The sequence below is a fragment of the Dickeya undicola genome, from assembly GCF_000784735.1.
In the GTDB taxonomy this organism is placed as follows: Bacteria; Pseudomonadota; Gammaproteobacteria; order Enterobacterales; family Enterobacteriaceae; genus Dickeya; species Dickeya undicola.
On the sequence record NZ_JSYG01000017.1, the window covers coordinates 1 to 16,498 of the forward strand.

15 protein-coding genes are annotated in these 16,498 nt (G+C 51.8%); 8 read left to right on the forward strand and 7 right to left on the reverse strand.

Going from position 1 to position 16,498, the window contains the following annotated elements; all coding sequences use genetic code 11:
- Positions 1-30 precede the first annotated feature (30 nt).
- Together mobB and mobA are read right to left on the reverse strand one after the other, a co-directional pair.
- Positions 31-558 (reverse strand): molybdopterin-guanine dinucleotide biosynthesis protein MobB, encoded by a 528-nt coding sequence (gene mobB, locus OB87_RS07835; protein WP_033568892.1) that lies wholly within the window; start codon positions 556-558, stop codon positions 31-33.
- Entirely contained in the window at positions 551-1,126 is a 576-nt protein-coding gene (mobA, locus tag OB87_RS07840) for a molybdenum cofactor guanylyltransferase MobA (RefSeq protein WP_033568893.1), read from the reverse strand. The genes mobB and mobA overlap by 8 nt, the downstream gene beginning before the upstream one ends.
- A gap of 110 nt (positions 1,127-1,236) precedes the next feature.
- Here mobA and OB87_RS07845 point away from each other — a divergent pair, with 110 nt between their 5' ends.
- From OB87_RS07845 to OB87_RS21210, 5 genes are all read left to right on the forward strand, one after another.
- Positions 1,237-1,506, forward strand: a complete 270-nt coding sequence (locus OB87_RS07845; RefSeq protein ID WP_016942702.1) for a YihD family protein — start codon at positions 1,237-1,239, stop codon at positions 1,504-1,506.
- Between the two features lie 41 nt (positions 1,507-1,547).
- Entirely contained in the window at positions 1,548-2,534 is a 987-nt protein-coding gene (locus OB87_RS07850) for a serine/threonine protein kinase (protein ID WP_033568894.1), read from the forward strand.
- Positions 2,535-2,556: 22 nt separating this feature from the next.
- A complete protein-coding gene (dsbA, locus tag OB87_RS07855) occupies positions 2,557-3,180 on the forward strand; it encodes a thiol:disulfide interchange protein DsbA (protein ID WP_033568895.1) in 624 nt (207 codons plus the stop codon).
- Positions 3,181-3,561: 381 nt separating this feature from the next.
- Entirely contained in the window at positions 3,562-6,348 is a 2,787-nt protein-coding gene (polA, locus tag OB87_RS07860; RefSeq protein WP_033568896.1) for a DNA polymerase I, read from the forward strand.
- Positions 6,349-6,613: 265 nt separating this feature from the next.
- Complete coding sequence (locus OB87_RS21210; protein WP_071892919.1) at positions 6,614-6,661, forward strand: spot 42 RNA, inhibition of DNA synthesis; 48 nt, start codon at positions 6,614-6,616, stop codon at positions 6,659-6,661.
- Between the two features lie 150 nt (positions 6,662-6,811).
- Here the strand turns inward: OB87_RS21210 and yihA are convergent, their stop codons facing one another.
- Complete coding sequence (yihA, locus tag OB87_RS07865) at positions 6,812-7,456, reverse strand: ribosome biogenesis GTP-binding protein YihA/YsxC (RefSeq protein WP_033568897.1); 645 nt, start codon at positions 7,454-7,456, stop codon at positions 6,812-6,814.
- 224 nt (positions 7,457-7,680) lie between these two features.
- Between yihA and yihI the strand changes: the two genes are divergently transcribed.
- Entirely contained in the window at positions 7,681-8,214 is a 534-nt protein-coding gene (gene yihI, locus OB87_RS07870) for a Der GTPase-activating protein YihI (protein ID WP_033568898.1), read from the forward strand.
- Between the two features lie 181 nt (positions 8,215-8,395).
- Entirely contained in the window at positions 8,396-9,769 is a 1,374-nt protein-coding gene (hemN, locus tag OB87_RS07875; RefSeq protein WP_033568899.1) for an oxygen-independent coproporphyrinogen III oxidase, read from the forward strand.
- 68 nt (positions 9,770-9,837) lie between these two features.
- Here the strand turns inward: hemN and OB87_RS20580 are convergent, their stop codons facing one another.
- From OB87_RS20580 to glnA, 4 genes are all read right to left on the reverse strand, one after another.
- Entirely contained in the window at positions 9,838-9,960 is a 123-nt protein-coding gene (locus OB87_RS20580) for a YshB family small membrane protein (RefSeq protein WP_148042037.1), read from the reverse strand.
- Between the two features lie 146 nt (positions 9,961-10,106).
- Positions 10,107-11,519 (reverse strand): nitrogen regulation protein NR(I), encoded by a 1,413-nt coding sequence (gene glnG, locus OB87_RS07880; RefSeq protein ID WP_015848447.1) that lies wholly within the window; start codon positions 11,517-11,519, stop codon positions 10,107-10,109.
- Between the two features lie 8 nt (positions 11,520-11,527).
- A complete protein-coding gene (glnL, locus tag OB87_RS07885; RefSeq protein ID WP_033568900.1) occupies positions 11,528-12,577 on the reverse strand; it encodes a nitrogen regulation protein NR(II) in 1,050 nt (349 codons plus the stop codon).
- Positions 12,578-12,781: 204 nt separating this feature from the next.
- A complete protein-coding gene (glnA, locus tag OB87_RS07890) occupies positions 12,782-14,191 on the reverse strand; it encodes a glutamate--ammonia ligase (RefSeq protein WP_033568901.1) in 1,410 nt (469 codons plus the stop codon).
- 375 nt (positions 14,192-14,566) lie between these two features.
- Between glnA and typA the strand changes: the two genes are divergently transcribed.
- A complete protein-coding gene (gene typA, locus OB87_RS07895) occupies positions 14,567-16,390 on the forward strand; it encodes a ribosome-dependent GTPase TypA (protein WP_033568902.1) in 1,824 nt (607 codons plus the stop codon).
- Positions 16,391-16,498: the final 108 nt, after the last annotated feature.

A 16,498-nucleotide genomic window follows, 5' to 3' on the forward strand; every position in this document is an offset into this window, starting at 1 on the left:
TCGGCAGAGAAAACTTCCCGTAATACGCACTCAGTCTCCGGTTATATCCGTTCTCCTTCGCAGCCAGTCGCGGATAAACGCGGCGATCTGCACGGGCTGGTTGAGATCGAGACAGGGCAGGGCGAGCGTTAATGCGGAATCACAGGCCACGGCCAGCGTGTCGGCATCGAGCAGCGCGTTGATATCACGCCCAGACTCGTGGCGGTAAAGCAGGATTTTATCGATCGGTTCGTGTTTGAAGCCTTCTACCAGAATCAAATCCAGCTTTGAGCTGTCCATCCTGCTGGCCAGGAAGTGTAGGTCGGGTTCCTGCTGCTCCGGTGTTTCGGTCATCAATGCCCAGCGAGTATTGCTGGCAACCAGCGTTTGGTCAGCACCGGCCTTACGCAGTTCATAACTGTCCTTACCTGGTTTATCGACGTCCATATCGTGGTGCGTATGTTTGATGATACCCACCCGAATCTTCATCGTGTTCAGCAATGGAATGAGTTGCTTCAGTAAGGTGGTTTTGCCTGTACCACTGTAAGCTGCAATAGCCAGAAGCGGTATATCAGTCATGGGACGGTTCCTGCCAGCAAGCCAGATCCTCTGGCGTATTAAGATTTCGAAATGATAACGGTTGATCAGCAAAAGAGACGGCTTTTGCCTCTATTTGCTGCAAAAATAGCATCAATTTTCGATCTCCGTTATGTAGATAAGCTTCTAGCTTTCCAGCCTGTGAAGTGTGGATCGCCAATAATGTCGGATGCTCGCGAGAGCCATCGGTGGCATAGGTGGCAAGGTGATGATTACTGAACCGTAGCAATCGGGAAACCAGGTCAAGGGGTAATGCGGGCACATCACAGGGAGCAAACACGACCCAGTCTGTTTTGGCGATGGTCAACCCGGTGAAAATACCAGCCAGCGGACCAGAAAAGTTACGGTTAATATCACCGATCACCGGATAACCGCTTTGCTGATAACGTTCCTGATGGCGGTTGGCGTTGATAAGCAGGGTATCTACTTGTGGCTTCAGACGCTCAAGAACGTGCTGATAGAGCGGCTTGCCCTCCAGTTCAATCAACCCTTTATCGTTTCCGCCCATGCGGGACGACTGACCGCCAGCCAGAATCACTCCTGTTATCATCGTATTGGCTCCCGTAATGACTTGATGTGTTATTGTCGGAAAAGTATGGCGCAAGGCCAAGCTCTTTCCCCATACTAGATGAACAGTTATTAATGTTTGAGGTAGTGATAATGAAATGCCATCGTGTAAATGAATTAATTGAACTGTTGCACCCGGCCTGGCAAAAAGAGCCGGATTTGAATTTGGTGCAATTTTTACAAAAACTTGCACAGGAAGCCGGGTTCGAGGGGGCGCTTAGTGATTTGACTGATGATATCCTTATTTATCATTTAAAATTGCGTGACGCAGATAGCGCACAGCCGATTCCAGGCTTGCAGAAAGATTATGAAGAAGATTTCAAAACAGCGTTACTCCGCGCCCGAGGCGTTATCAAGGATTAATCGCGCTATCTATAGTCCGATATTACGGAGTGATGACTGTCATGCATGATTCCGTATTCAATTTTCATACTCTGTCGCCGGACGTCATCATGGATGCGCTCTGGTCTGTGGATATCCGTGTCGATTCCGGCCTGACAGCGCTTAATAGCTATGAAAATCGGGTTTATCAGTTTAGTGATGAAGACCGTAAACGTTATGTGGTGAAGTTTTATCGGCCGCAACGTTGGAATGCTGCTCAGATTAGCGAAGAGCATCATTTTGCGGCCGAGTTGTTCGCTGATGAGGTGCCGGTGGTGGCACCGCTGGCCTTACAGGGCAACACGTTGCATGAGCATGATGGCTTCTGGTTTGCCGTGTTTCCCAGCGTTGGTGGGCGTCAGTATGAAATGGACAATGACGACCAACTGGAAGAGGTTGGGCGTTATTTGGGGAGAATTCATCAGACCGGTAACCGAAATCTGTTTTCAACTCGCCCTACTGTCGGGTTACAGGAATATCTTGATGACCCCTTGGTCACGTTAACTGACAGTTCCCTGATTTCTGACGCGCAAAAAGTGCCGTTTTTAACGGCGACAGCCCAGCTGATTGATGCCGTGAAACTGCGCTGGAATACGAATTGGCAAGCCCGACGGCTGCACGGCGACTGTCATCCCGGTAATATTCTTTGGCGTGATGGCCCCTTATTTGTTGATCTGGACGATGCGCGTAATGGCCCTGCGGTACAGGATCTCTGGATGCTGTTGCATGGAGATCGTCAGGAACAGCGCATCCAGCTGGATATTTTGCTGGATGCCTATAGTGAGTTCGCCTCTTTTGATGAGGCGGAGCTGGCATTAATTGAACCGCTACGTGCCATGCGTATGGTTCACTATCTGGCCTGGGTAGCCCGTCGTTGGCATGACCCTGCTTTTCCTCGTAGTTTTCCATGGATGCAGGAAGCCGATTTCTGGGCAAAGCAGGCCACCATTTTTAATGAACAGGTAAGGCTGTTGCAGGAACCACCGTTGCAACTGGCACCGATGTACTGACACTTATGGAGATAACGTTGATATGAAGAAAATATGGCTTGCGCTGGCTGGCATGGTGTTGGCGTTCAGTGCGTCAGCAGCTGATTTTTCCGATGGCAAACAGTATGCCACGCTGGATAAACCGGTTTCTCAATCCCCTCAGGTGCTGGAATTCTTCTCATTTTATTGCCCGCATTGTTACCAGTTTGCTCAGGTTTACCACATTCCTGACGCCATTCAGAAAGCGCTGCCAGCCGATGCTAAGTTAACCAAATATCATGTCGATTTCTTGGGGCCGTTAGGCAAAGATCTGACTCAAGCTTGGGCGGTGGCAATCGCTCTGGGTGTGGAAGATAAAGTCAGCCCACTCATGTTTGATGCCGTGCAGAAAACCCAGACAGTGAAAACACCGGAAGATATTCGCCAGGTGTTTGTAGCCGCAGGTGTGAAAGCGGAAGACTATGACAGCGCGCTGAACAGCTTTGTGGTGAAGTCTCTGGTTGCCCAACAGGAAAAAGCCGCAGCGGACCTGCAACTCCGTGGTGTACCAGCGGTATTTGTGAATGGTAAATACATGATCAAGAGCGATGGGCTGGATACCAGCTCTATGGACAACTACGTCAAACAATATGCTGATGTAGTGAAATTCCTGCTCTCTCAGAAATAAGCTTTCTGTTTTTTCTATGCGCCACATGCTTTACCGCGTGTGGCGTTTTTTTTGCTTCGGTGTTACTGATCATGTCTGGACAATTTGGCTGGTCGGTAAACATTTTGATTTCATATATATCCACACCAATAGCATCACCTTGATATAACTAGTCTATCAAGGTTTTTTATGTAATCCATTGATTTAAAATAAATCAAGATTATGTCTCACTCTTTTTTATATCTCTGTTAACTATCTTTTAATTTCTATGCACAAAGTTATCCACAGATTTTTTGCGAGGCGTTGTGCAAAAAGCATAATGAGTGCGCGTTAATATTCGTCTCTCACTGCCAGCTATGGCATCCTTAACTTCATGTCAGAAAACAACGATCGCGAAATATCATGGTTCAAATAGCAGATAATCCCCTCATTCTGGTTGACGGTTCCTCGTACCTTTACCGCGCCTATCATGCCTTTCCTCCGTTGACCAATAGCCTCGGAGAGCCGACCGGCGCGATGTATGGTGTGCTCAACATGCTGCGTAGTCTGTTGCAGCAATACCATCCCAGCCATGTCGCGGTGGTGTTTGACGCGAAGGGTAAGACATTTCGTGATGACTTGTTTGAACACTACAAATCTCACCGGCCACCGATGCCGGATGACCTACGTGCTCAGATTGAACCGTTACATCGCATGGTAAAAGCAATGGGATTGCCGCTGCTCGCGGTTTCCGGCGTTGAGGCTGACGATGTGATTGGAACACTGGCCCAGCAAGCGGAACGTGCGGGTAAACCGGTTCTGATCAGCACCGGCGATAAGGATATGGCGCAGCTGGTGACGCCGAATATCACGCTGATCAACACCATGAATAACACTATTCTGGGGCCGGATGAGGTGTGTGCCAAATACGGTATTCCTCCCTCTCTGATTATCGATTTTCTTGCTCTGATGGGAGACTCCTCCGACAACATTCCTGGTGTACCGGGTGTGGGTGAAAAAACCGCACAGGCGTTACTACAGGGATTAGGTGGGCTCGATACCCTGTACGCCAATCTGGATAAGATTGCCGGTCTGACTTTTCGTGGTGCCAAGACGATGGCGGCCAAGCTGGAACAGAGCAAAGAGGTGGCTTACCTCTCTTATCAATTGGCTACGATTAAAACTGATGTTGAGCTGGAACAAGAGTGTGAGCAGCTCACTGTTAATACGCCGGATGTAGCGGAGCTGTGTGAATTATTCGCCCGCTATGAATTCAAACGCTGGCTAGCAGACGTGGAAGAGGGTAAGTGGTTGCAAGGTGGCAGGAAGAGTCCGGCTGCTGTGCCATTTGTTAAGACCGAAGCTGAAGATGAGCCTAAAGATTCATCCAGCGTATTACCCCAGGATGGTTATGTCACCATTCTGGATGAACAGACATTCCAGGACTGGCTTGCACGAATCAACGCTGCTGGTTTGTTCTCATTCGATACCGAAACAGATGGTCTTGATACCCTCACCGCTAACCTGGTCGGGATTTCATTAGCAATCAAGCCAGGCGAAGCCGCTTATCTGCCATTGGGTCACGACTATCTCGACGCGCCGACACAGTTAAGTCTTGATTGGGTACTGACTCAGCTAAAACCGCTGTTGGAAGATGATGGTATTCGCAAGATCGGGCAAAACCTGAAATTCGATAAAGGCGTGATGGCTCGTTACGGCATTGATCTGCGCGGGATTGTGTTTGATACCATGCTGGAGTCCTACGTTCTTGACAGTGTGGCTGGCCGTCATGACATGGACAGCCTGTCAGAGCGCTATTTGCAGCATAAGACCATTACCTTTGAAGAGATCGCCGGTAAAGGCAAAAACCAGCTGACGTTTAACCAAATCCCGCTGGAACAGGCGGCGGTTTATGCGGCGGAAGATGCCGATGTCACGTTGCGCTTGCATGAAACGTTATGGGCGAAGCTGGAACCGCAGCAGGAACTGCGCAAGGTGTTCCAGAATATCGATATGCCGCTGGTGCCGGTGTTATCGCGCATGGAGCGCACTGGGGTGCTGATTGATACCACTATTCTGGCGGAGCATTCGCGAGAGCTGACGCAACGTCTGACGGAGTTGGAAGCGCAGGCGCATGAACTGGCAGGAGAAGTCTTTAATCTGTCTTCCACCAAACAGTTAGGGGCTATTCTGTACGAAAAACAGCAATTGCCGGTTATCAAGAAAACCCCGAAAGGCGCACCTTCCACTAATGAAGAGGTGTTGGCCGAACTGGCGCTGAATTATCCACTGCCGAAGTTGATTTTGGAGTATCGCGGACTGGCGAAACTGAAATCTACTTACACGGATAAACTGCCACAGATGATCAATCCGCTGACCAAACGGGTGCACACTTCTTACCACCAGGCGGTAACGGCAACTGGGCGTCTTTCTTCCAGTGATCCCAACCTGCAAAATATTCCGGTGCGTAATGAAGAAGGGCGACGTATCCGTCAGGCGTTTATTGCACAGGAAGGATACTGCATCCTGGCGGCGGATTACTCGCAGATTGAATTACGCATCATGGCGCATTTGTCACGGGATGCCGGATTGCTGGGGGCGTTTTCCCAGGGGCTGGATATTCACCGCGCCACGGCTGCCGAGGTATTCAGTCTGCCGCTCGACAAGGTGACCACCGAACAGCGTCGCAGTGCCAAAGCCATCAACTTTGGTTTGATCTATGGCATGAGCGCATTTGGCCTGTCCCGTCAGTTAGCTATTCCTCGTAATGAAGCGCAAAAATATATGAACCTCTACTTTGAGCGTTATCCAGGGGTGTTGGAGTATATGGAGCGCACGCGTCAGCAGGCGGCAGATCAGGGATATGTGTCTACGCTGGATGGTCGCCGTCTTTATTTGCCGGATATTCATTCCCGCAACGCCAATAGCCGTAAGGCGGCGGAGCGGGCAGCCATTAACGCGCCGATGCAGGGCACCGCAGCGGATATCATCAAAAAAGCGATGATCGCCATTGATGCCTGGCTGCAACAGGAAAAACCGTTGGTGACGATGCTAATGCAGGTACACGATGAATTGGTATTTGAAGTGCATAAATCCGTTTTGGACGAAGTCAGTGCGAAGATTCGCAATCTGATGGAAGGCTGTATGCAACTTGACGTGCCCTTGCAGGTGGATATCGGCACTGGCAGTAACTGGGATCAGGCCCATTAAGCTGTTTGCTGAAAGAGGCGGGTCAGAATGGTTCTGGGTGTTATGCGGGTTTTTGTCATGAATGCCATAAGAAATATCGCCTTTCTTTTTTCTGTTGGTTTTTTCAGCTGAATCCTAATCAATCCTGTAATTAAACTACAGGATTGTGTGACCCGGTTTGAGTTTGTTTAATCCATCACCGCTTTTTATGAAATTAAACAACAAAAAAATCTTTTTTCCAGAAAGGAAATGGGGTAGAGTTAAACACGTAGGGTACAGAGGTAAGATGTTCTATCTTTCAGACCTTTTACTTCACGTAATCGGATTTGGCTGAATGTTAGCCGCCCCGGTCGGGTTTCTGACCGGGGCGTTTTTTATTGTCTGAATGTTGATAAATCAGATAATGAAAACCTATGTTACCGGCGAGTGCTCAGCCGGTAGCCATTGGGATAGTCATGTTGTTGGAAAGGTTTTGGTTGGTGTATTACTGGTCTGATTCTGGCTGAGATTGCAACTCTGCTGATGGTAACGTACTGAACCAGCTATCTAATTTTTGGCGTAATTTATCTACACCGGTTTTTTTCAGCGAAGAAAACGCTTCAACCTGAATATCCCCCATGAGCGGCAGCACCGCTTCCCGCACCATATTCAACTGGGATTTGCGGGCACCCTGAGCCAGTTTGTCGGCTTTAGTCAGCAGCACCAGCACCGGTAAGCCGACATCAACGGCCCACTCCAGCATCTGCTGGTCCAGATCCTTAAGCGGGTGGCGGATATCCATGAGTACCACCAGCCCTTTCAGGCTGTTGCGTTTTTGCAGGTATTCACCAAGCGCACGTTGCCATTTGCGTTTCATCTCTTCTGGCACTTCGGCGTAACCATAACCAGGCAAGTCAACCAGGCGAACACCATCGGCTACTTCAAACAGGTTGATAAGCTGGGTCCGGCCCGGTGTCTTACTGGTGCGAGCCAAGCTTTTCTGGTTGGTCAGCGTATTGAGCGCGCTGGATTTGCCTGCGTTGGAGCGGCCGGCAAAAGCGACTTCAATACCGCTGTCGGCAGGAAGATGACGAATGTCCGGCGCGCTGGTGACGAAATGGGTCACATGGTAGTTGTATTGTTGGGTCACAGTTTGCGTCTCTGTCTGGATCACGGTTTTATGTGGTTGATTATACCTGCAACCGATAAGAAAGGCGGCGTTTATCTGTTTTTGTCACGGTGTTACCGTCTTAACAGACTGAAAAAAATAAAACCAGCACACAGCTCTTGGAGCACTTTTTTATTGGTATGCTTTCTGCTAGATTCCGCCGCAATTCTCCTTATATCTGCTCATCTGAACCCGAGATTGACGCTATGAAACAACCATCCAAAGGGGCGGGACACAAAGCCGCCACACCGAAGATCAAAAGAAAAAGCCGTGAGCAGTTGGATCTGGAAGCTCGCGAGCGCAAACGCCAGAAAAAGCACCGTGGTCATGTTGCGGGCAGCCGCACCAAGCCGTCTGGTGATCGCCAGCAAAACTCCGCTTCCGACAAGCTGAAAGACCCGCGTATTGGCAGCAAAAAACCAGTGTCGTTGTTGCCGGAAGGCGCAAGCGTAGCGGTAAAAGCAGCGGCAGTGGCGAAAGAGAAACCCGCTCGCCTTTTACCGCAGGAAGAGCTGGAAATGCTGGAGAATGATCCGCGCCTTGATGAGTTGCTGGACAGACTAGAGAAAGGTGAAACGCTGTCGGCCAAAGAACAGTCCTGGCTGGATGAGACGCTGGATCGTATCGATATTCTGATGGAGCAATTAGGCATCAGTCTGGACGATGACGAGGAAGACGAAGAGCAGGAAGAGGATATGCTGCAACTGCTCCGCCGCAATAATCCAAAAGACGGCTATTGATGCTGAAAGCGCTGTTTCTGCTCATAACCTTATTGGTTCTGTGTTTTTTGGGCGGTCTGTTGGTTAAACTGTGGTGCCTGTCGAAACGGAAAGACAGATTACAGCGTGCCGTATCGTCGGGGCAGCGTCGGCTGCCTCCGCGCCGAGCGGCGAGGACCGGTTACCGGAAGGAGTGAGCAGCATGTCCGAACAATCCATTGACTGGGATTTATCCCTGATCCAGAAATACAATTATTCGGGGCCGCGCTACACTTCCTATCCTACCGCGCTGGAATTCAGCGACAGTTACGACAACGCCGCGTTTGCTCAGGCTGTAGCCCGCTACCCTAACCGGCCGCTGTCGCTGTATCTGCATATCCCGTTTTGCCACCGTTTGTGCTACTTCTGCGGCTGCAATAAGCTGGTGACTCGTCAGTTGCACAAGGCGGATGAGTATCTTGACCGGCTGGCGCTGGAAATCCGTCAGCGTGCGCCTTTGTTTGCCGACCGCGTTGTTACTCAGATGCATTGGGGCGGTGGAACGCCGACTTTCCTGAACAAAACGCAGATTAGCCGCCTGATGGGGCTGCTGCGCCAGCATTTTCACTTTGCTGAGCAGGCAGAGATGTCGCTGGAAGTAGACCCGCGTGAAATCGAACTGGATGTGCTCGATCATTTGCGCGCTGAAGGGTTCAATCGCCTCAGTATGGGGGTGCAGGACTTCAATAAAGAGGTGCAGCGCCTGGTCAATCGCGAGCAGGATGAAGCCTTTATTTTTGCGCTGATAGAGCGGGCTAAAGCGCTGGGGTTCGCCTCCACCAATATCGACCTGATTTACGGTTTGCCAAAACAGACGCCAGACAGCTTTGCCTTTACCCTACAGCGGGTGGCGGAGCTGCGTCCGGACCGCCTCAGCGTATTCAACTATGCACATTTACCCAGTCTGTTTGCCGCCCAGCGTAAGATCAAAGAGGCTGACCTACCGGATGCAGAACAAAAGCTGGCGATCTTGCAGCAGACCATTCAAAGCCTGACCACGGCGGGCTACCAGTTTATCGGGATGGATCACTTTGCCCGGCCGGATGACGAGCTGGCGGTGGCGCAACGTGAAGGAAAACTGCATCGCAATTTCCAGGGGTACACTACCCAGGGCGATACCGATTTACTGGGGCTGGGGGTATCCGCCATCAGCATGATTGGCGACAGCTACGCCCAGAACCAGAAAGAACTGAAGCTGTACTATGCTGACGTTGAACAGCATGGTCACGCATTGTGGCGTGGTTTGGCCCTGACTCGTGATGATTGTCTACGCCGTGACGTAATCAAGGCGTTGATCTGTCATTTTCAGTTGGAATTTGCCGCGATTGAGCAGGCGTATGGTTTGTCGTTTGGCGAGTATTTCCGCGAAGACCTGGCGTTGCTGGCACCAATGGCGCAAGACGGTTTGGTGGATATTCTGTCAGATCGTATTCAGGTAACGCCCAAAGGACGTCTGTTGATCCGCAATATCTGCATGTGTTTCGACGTGTATCTGCGTAGCAAGATGCGCGAACGTCAGTTCTCTCGGGTCATCTAATCGGGAAGGATGAAAGAAAACAGCCAGTCGATATGACTGGCTGTTTTCGTTTTTCTGTCAGCGTAGTTCTAGCTGAAGAAACTGATAAATGCAGCGCACAGCACGGCCGCAATCGCAGTTTGCGATGAGTGACCCACCGCACTGCTGATTTCAGCGCCGTGCGTCACGGCAGAAAAAATGGATTCCAGCATGGTTACCCTCTCCAGTCAGCGACATGATCATACTGCTGGCGCGGCGCAAGTAAAGTATAAAATAGCGGCAAATTTGTACGTTACATCGTACTTTTTATCACCGCTACAAGGTAATGATTGATGGTGGATAACACGATAAATTCGCGTTATTCCATGCCCAATTCTTTCAGTTTACGTGTCAGGGTATTTCGCCCCCAGCCGAGTAGCCTTGCGGCCTCCTGTTTGTGCCCTTGTGTATGGCGTAACGCCGTTGTCAGCAGCGTGCGTTCCATTTCTGGTTGCGCTTCAGCCAGCAGGTTTTGATGACCGGATCGCAGCGCCCGATCGGCCCACTGTGCCAGCAGCGTCGCCCAGCTGTCGGGCATGACATGCACGGTGGCGTCCGGCGCGGTGGTTTCAAACAGTTCCGGCGGCAGATCCTGAATCAAGACTTCCTGTCCAGCGGCCATTACGGTCAGCCAGCGGCAGGTATTTTCCAACTGACGCACGTTGCCCGGCCAGGGCAGACGGGTGAGCGCCGCTTCGGTTTCCGGATGCAGGTTTTTCGGTTCGACACCCAGTTCTTTAGCCGTTGCCTGCAAGAAATAACGCGCCAGACGCGGAATATCTTCCCGACGCTCACGCAGTGGCGGCAAATGGACTCGAATTACGTTCAGACGGTGGAACAGGTCTTCGCGGAATTTACCTTCCTGAACCCGTAATTCCAGATTCTGGTGGGTGGCGGCGATAATACGCACGTCCACCTTCACTGCGGCATAGCCGCCGACGCGATAGAACTGACCATCGGCCAGTACGCGCAGCAGGCGGGTTTGCACATCCAGCGGCATGTCGCCGATTTCATCAAGAAACAGCGTGCCGCCGTCAGCCTGTTCAAAACGGCCTTGTCGAATCTGATTAGCACCGGTAAATGCGCCTTTCTCATGACCAAACAGTTCCGATTCAATCAGATCTTTGGGAATAGCCGCCATATTCAGCGCGATAAATGGCGCTTTGGCCCGCGGGCTATGGCGGTGCAGCGCATGGGCGACCAGTTCTTTACCGGTGCCGGATTCGCCATTGATCAGCACGCTGATCGACGAACGGGAAAGCCGCCCGATAATCCTGAACACGTCCTGCATGGCTGGCGCTTCGCCGATAATGTCGGTAGTCGGCCCGCTAATCGGCTGACTGCGCACCGGTTGTTGCTGTTCCATATAATGACTGATGGCGCGTTCAACCAGCGCCACGGCTTCGTCGATATCAAACGGTTTGGGCAGGTAATCGAACGCCCCTTGCTGATAGGCGCTGACTGCTGCGTCCAGGTCGGAATGGGCTGTCATAATGATGACTGGCAGCATCGGGTGGCGCTGTTTAATCTGCTGTAACAACGCCAATCCGTCCATACCGGGCATCCGGATATCGGACAGCAGGACATCCGGTGTTTGGGTGGTCAGCGCATTTAATGCCTGAGTGCCGTTGTCAAAGGTTGCGCAGGTTAAGCCCGCCCCGGTAAGCGCACGTTCAAGCACCCAACGGATGGAGCTATCGTCATCGACAATCCAGACTATCCCTCGTTGCATCGTGAACCTCACTGGCGAATAGGCAGATAAACCGAGAATTCGGTATGACCTGGCCAACTGTTAAATTCAATTTTTCCGGAATGTTGATCGATAAGGTTACGGGCAATCGACAAACCCAGCCCGGTGCCACCTTCGCGGCCGCTCACCATCGGATAGAACAGCGTATCTTGCAGATGAGCAGGCACGCCGGGACCATCGTCTTCAATATCGATACGGGCGACCAGACGGTAACGCACGCCATGCAGCGTCAACTGAAATGCCGTGCGGGTACGAATGGTGATGGTGCCGCCTTCTTCACCCAGCGCCTGCATGGCATTACGGGTGATGTTCAGCAGCACTTGTTCTATCTGGTCTGGGTCGTGCATCAGTTCCGGCAGGCTGGGGTCGTAGTCACGCACCAGCGTCACGTTGTCCGCTTTTTCCATCGACACCAACTGGAATACACGTTCGGCTACTTGATGAATACTTTGCGTGACGTGCAGGCCGGGCTGTTGCGGGCCAAGTAGACGGTCAACCAGGTTACGCAAGCGATCAGCCTGTTCGATAATGACCTTGGTGTATTCCATCAGCGCCGGGTCCGGCAATGCTTTGGACAGTAACTGTGCTGCACCGCGCAAGCCGCCGAGCGGGTTCTTGATTTCATGCGCCAGACCGCGTACCAGATCGCGTGCTGCCTGTTGTTGAGCGTGTTGCAGTTGTTCCTGGCTGAGGCGGCGTTGGTTGTCCATCGGTGCCATTTCCAGCAGGATAAAATCATGCTGGATGCGCTGTGCTGTCAGCGACATGATATGCGCCCGGCCATCCACCACGATGGTGACTTCGTTATCGGTGAAGCCTTGTCCTGAGTCGAGGCTTTCCCGCATCAGGTCGAGATTCAGTGAAAAGTAACCGAGCAGCTCCGGCAGTGGCGTTCCAGAGAGCTTGCGTGAGCTTTGGGCCAGAAGTTGTTGCGCCGCTGGGTTGGAATAGTGAATAGCTAGATCTTTATCTAGCAATAAGATGCTGTTTATTAAAGAATTAAGGATCTGCCCAGCATCGGGCAGCGTGCCTGTTGCCATAACGCAGACTCCCGCACCATTTTAGTGCACACTATTCTGGATTGTAGTTTAAGTAGCAACTGTAAGATGTATTGTGGAGAAAAAAGCCCATCCGAAGATGGGCTGAAAAGTTTCCACGGCAACAAAAATAAACATAAAAAGAAAACAGTTATCGGACGGCAAGGTGAACATCATTTTCTTGGTCCTGCCGTCCAAGCGCAGGGATTACACGCTGTAGTACAGTTCGAACTCAACCGGGTGCGGCGTCATGCGAACACGGTCGTTTTCAGCGATACGCAGTTCGATGTAAGCATCGATCGCGTCGTCGGTGAATACGCCGCCGCGGGTCAGGAATTCGCGGTCTGCATTCAGGGCGTTCAGCGCTTCTTCCAGAGAGCCTGCTACGGTCGGGATCTCTTTCGCTTCTTCTGGCGGCAAATCGTACAGGTTCTTGTCCATCGCATCGCCTGGGTGGATCTTGTTGATGATGCCATCGAGGCCAGCCATCAGCAGTGCAGCGAAGCACAGGTACGGGTTAGCAGCCGGGTCCGGGAAGCGCACTTCGATACGGCGTGCTTTCGGGCTGGATACCACCGGAATACGGATAGAGGCAGAACGGTTACGGGCAGAGTAAGCCAGCATGACCGGTGCTTCGTAACCCGGAACCAGACGTTTGTAGGAGTTGGTGGTCGGGTTGGACAGCGCGTTGATAGCTTTAGCGTGCTTGATCACACCGCCGATGTAGTACAGCGCGGTTTCAGACAGGCCGCCGTATTTGTCGCCGGAGAACAGGTTGGCACCGTCTTTAGCCAGAGACATGTGGCAGTGCATACCGGAACCGTTATCACCGAACATCGGTTTCGGCATGAAGGTTGCGGTTTTGCCGAAGGCGTGCGCCACGTTGTGCACGACATATTTGTAGATCTGGATTTCGTCGGCTTTCTTGGTCATGGTGTTGAAGCGGGTAGCCACTTCGTTCTGACCGGCGGTTGCCACTTCGTGGTGGTGAGCTTCAACTACCAGGCCCATCTGCTCCATGGTCAGACACATGGCGGAACGCAGATCCTGCGCAGAGTCTACCGGCGGAACCGGGAAGTAACCGCCTTTTACTGCCGGACGGTGGCCTTTGTTGCCGCCTTCGTATTTGGTGCTGGAGTTCCAGGCACCTTCGATGTCGTCGATAGCAACATGAGAACCGGAGATGTTGCTGCCAAAACGAACGTCGTCGAACAGGAAGAATTCTGGCTCAGGCCCGAACAGTACGGTGTCGGCGATGCCAGAAGAACGCAGGAAGTCTTCTGCGCGCTTGGCGATGGAACGCGGGTCGCGGTCGTAGCCCTGCATGGTGCCCGGTTCCAGGATGTCACAACGGATGATCAGGGTCGATTCTTCGAAGAACGGATCCAGAACCGCAGTAGTCGCGTCCGGCATTAACACCATGTCGGATTCGTTGATACCTTTCCAGCCGCCAATCGAGGAACCATCAAACATTTTGCCGTCTTCGAAGAAGTCAGCATTAACCTGGTGGGCCGGAATAGTGACGTGCTGCTCTTTACCTTTGGTGTCCGTGAAGCGAAGGTCAACAAACTTCACCTCATGTTCATTCAGCATCGTCAAAACGTGTTCTACTGACATACTTGGTTCTCCCGATTGTGTCATTTATCGTCGTGGAACGAATATCGTTGTGGAATGATGTTGTTACCGTACAAAGGTTATAGCTAAAACTGTGCCAACTTTTATGAATGGTTCTAACAGGCATTCCTGCTGGTTTTTTGTGTCCTTCTCCACTGCACCAAGATAGTTAAACGCACTAATGTGGTGCACCATTTTGGTGTGATTGCACTCAATTGGTGCTCTCTCGTTTAAGGAGTGCTGCTTTATTGCACCGTGAAAGGGATCACAGACCCGTAATTCGCAGGTTGTTTGTGGAAGATGATTGTGATCTTGTTCAGTCGCTCGATTAATACGTGTACAATAGCGCGCTATTTCTAAAATGCCTGAGGCAAAGCTGTGATCGAAAATTTGCGTAACATCGCTATTATTGCGCACGTTGACCATGGAAAAACAACCCTGGTTGACAAGCTGCTGCAACAGTCCGGTACGTTGGGTGAGCGTAACGAAGCCACCGAACGTGTTATGGACTCCAATGATTTGGAAAAAGAGCGCGGAATTACCATCCTCGCCAAAAACACCGCCATCAACTGGAACGACTACCGCATCAACATCGTGGATACCCCAGGACACGCCGACTTCGGCGGCGAGGTAGAGCGAGTGATGTCCATGGTGGACTCTGTACTGCTGCTGGTCGACGCGATGGACGGCCCGATGCCGCAGACGCGTTTCGTGACCCAGAAAGCTTTTGCCTATGGCCTGAAGCCGATCGTTGTCATTAATAAGGTTGACCGCCCCGGCGCGCGTCCTGACTGGGTTGTCGATCAGGTTTTCGACCTGTTTGTGAACCTGGGTGCCACCGATGAGCAACTGGACTTCCCGATCGTTTATGCGTCCGCACTGAACGGTATCGCCGGTCTGGATCATAACGACATGGCGGAAGACATGACGCCGCTGTTCGAAGCCATCGTGAAGCACGTTGAAGCGCCGAACGTTGACCTTAACGGCCCGTTCCAGATGCAGATCTCCCAGCTGGATTACAACAACTATGTTGGCGTTATCGGCATTGGCCGCATTAAACGCGGCGTGGTGAAACCGAACCAACAGGTCAGCATCATCGACAGCGAAGGTAAGGTACGTAACGGTAAAGTTAACCAGGTGCTGGGCCATCTGGGTCTGCAGCGTATCGAAAGCTCACTGGCTGAAGCTGGCGACATCATCGCCATCACCGGTCTGGGCGAGCTGAACATTTCCGACACTATCTGCGAAACATCTTGTGTGGAAGCGTTACCGGCACTGTCGGTGGATGAACCGACCGTTACCATGTATTTCTGCGTTAACACCTCGCCGTTCTGCGGCAAGGAAGGCAAATACGTCACGTCTCGTCAGATTCTGGACCGCCTGCGCAAAGAACTGGTGCACAACGTGGCGCTGCGTGTGGAAGAAACGGAAGACCCGGACGCGTTCCGTGTATCCGGCCGTGGTGAATTGCACCTGTCTGTACTGATCGAGAACATGCGTCGTGAAGGTTTCGAACTGGCGGTATCTCGCCCGAAAGTTATCTTCCGTACCATTGATGGTCGTCGTCAGGAGCCGTTCGAGCAGGTGACCGTGGATATCGAAGAGCAACATCAAGGCTCGGTGATGGAAGCGTTGGGTCTGCGCAAAGGCGAAATGCGTGACATGATTCCGGACGGCAAAGGTCGCGTGCGTCTGGATTACGTGATCCCAAGCCGTGGTCTGATCGGCTTCCGTACCGAATTCATGACCATGACCTCCGGGACCGGTCTGCTGTACTCCACCTTCAGTCACTACGATGACATCCGTCCGGGTGAAATCGGTCAGCGTCAGAACGGCGTACTGATCTCCAACGGTCAGGGTAAAGCGGTTGCCTATGCTCTGTTCAGCTTGCAGGACCGCGGTAAGCTGTTCCTGGGCCACGGTGCTGAAGTGTATGAAGGCCAGATCATCGGTATTCATACCCGTTCCAACGACCTGACGGTTAACTGCCTGACCGGTAAGAAGCTGACCAACATGCGTGCTTCCGGTACTGACGAAGCGACCGTGCTGGTGCCAGCGGTGAAAATGTCACTGGAGCAGGCACTGGAGTTCATCGATGACGATGAACTGGTTGAAGTGACGCCGACCTCTATCCGTCTGCGTAAACGTCACCTGACGGAAAACGATCGTCGTCGCGCCAGCCGCAGCGCAAAAGAAGAGTAATTCACTGTTTTTGAGTGATTTATACTCAAATAAATTGAGTTGCCTTGCGATAAGGCCCCATTTTGGGGCCTTTATTTTTTTCTGCGCGTCTGGTATCCGGTCTGGACC

Excerpts from the sequence above, each read along its gene's own strand:
- mobB (WP_033568892.1), bottom strand. The coding sequence starts at position 558 with ATGACTGATATACCGCTTCTGGCTATTGCAGCTTACAGTGGTACAGGC.
- mobA (WP_033568893.1), bottom strand. The coding sequence starts at position 1,126 with ATGATAACAGGAGTGATTCTGGCTGGCGGTCAGTCGTCCCGCATGGGC.
- OB87_RS07845 (WP_016942702.1), top strand. The coding sequence starts at position 1,237 with ATGAAATGCCATCGTGTAAATGAATTAATTGAACTGTTGCACCCGGCC.
- OB87_RS07850 (WP_033568894.1), top strand. The coding sequence starts at position 1,548 with ATGCATGATTCCGTATTCAATTTTCATACTCTGTCGCCGGACGTCATC.
- dsbA (WP_033568895.1), top strand. The coding sequence starts at position 2,557 with ATGAAGAAAATATGGCTTGCGCTGGCTGGCATGGTGTTGGCGTTCAGT.
- polA (WP_033568896.1), top strand. The coding sequence starts at position 3,562 with ATGGTTCAAATAGCAGATAATCCCCTCATTCTGGTTGACGGTTCCTCG.
- yihI (WP_033568898.1), top strand. The coding sequence starts at position 7,681 with ATGAAACAACCATCCAAAGGGGCGGGACACAAAGCCGCCACACCGAAG.
- hemN (WP_033568899.1), top strand. The coding sequence starts at position 8,396 with ATGTCCGAACAATCCATTGACTGGGATTTATCCCTGATCCAGAAATAC.
- OB87_RS20580 (WP_148042037.1), bottom strand. The coding sequence starts at position 9,960 with ATGCTGGAATCCATTTTTTCTGCCGTGACGCACGGCGCTGAAATCAGC.
- glnG (WP_015848447.1), bottom strand. The coding sequence starts at position 11,519 with ATGCAACGAGGGATAGTCTGGATTGTCGATGACGATAGCTCCATCCGT.
- glnL (WP_033568900.1), bottom strand. The coding sequence starts at position 12,577 with ATGGCAACAGGCACGCTGCCCGATGCTGGGCAGATCCTTAATTCTTTA.
- glnA (WP_033568901.1), bottom strand. The coding sequence starts at position 14,191 with ATGTCAGTAGAACACGTTTTGACGATGCTGAATGAACATGAGGTGAAG.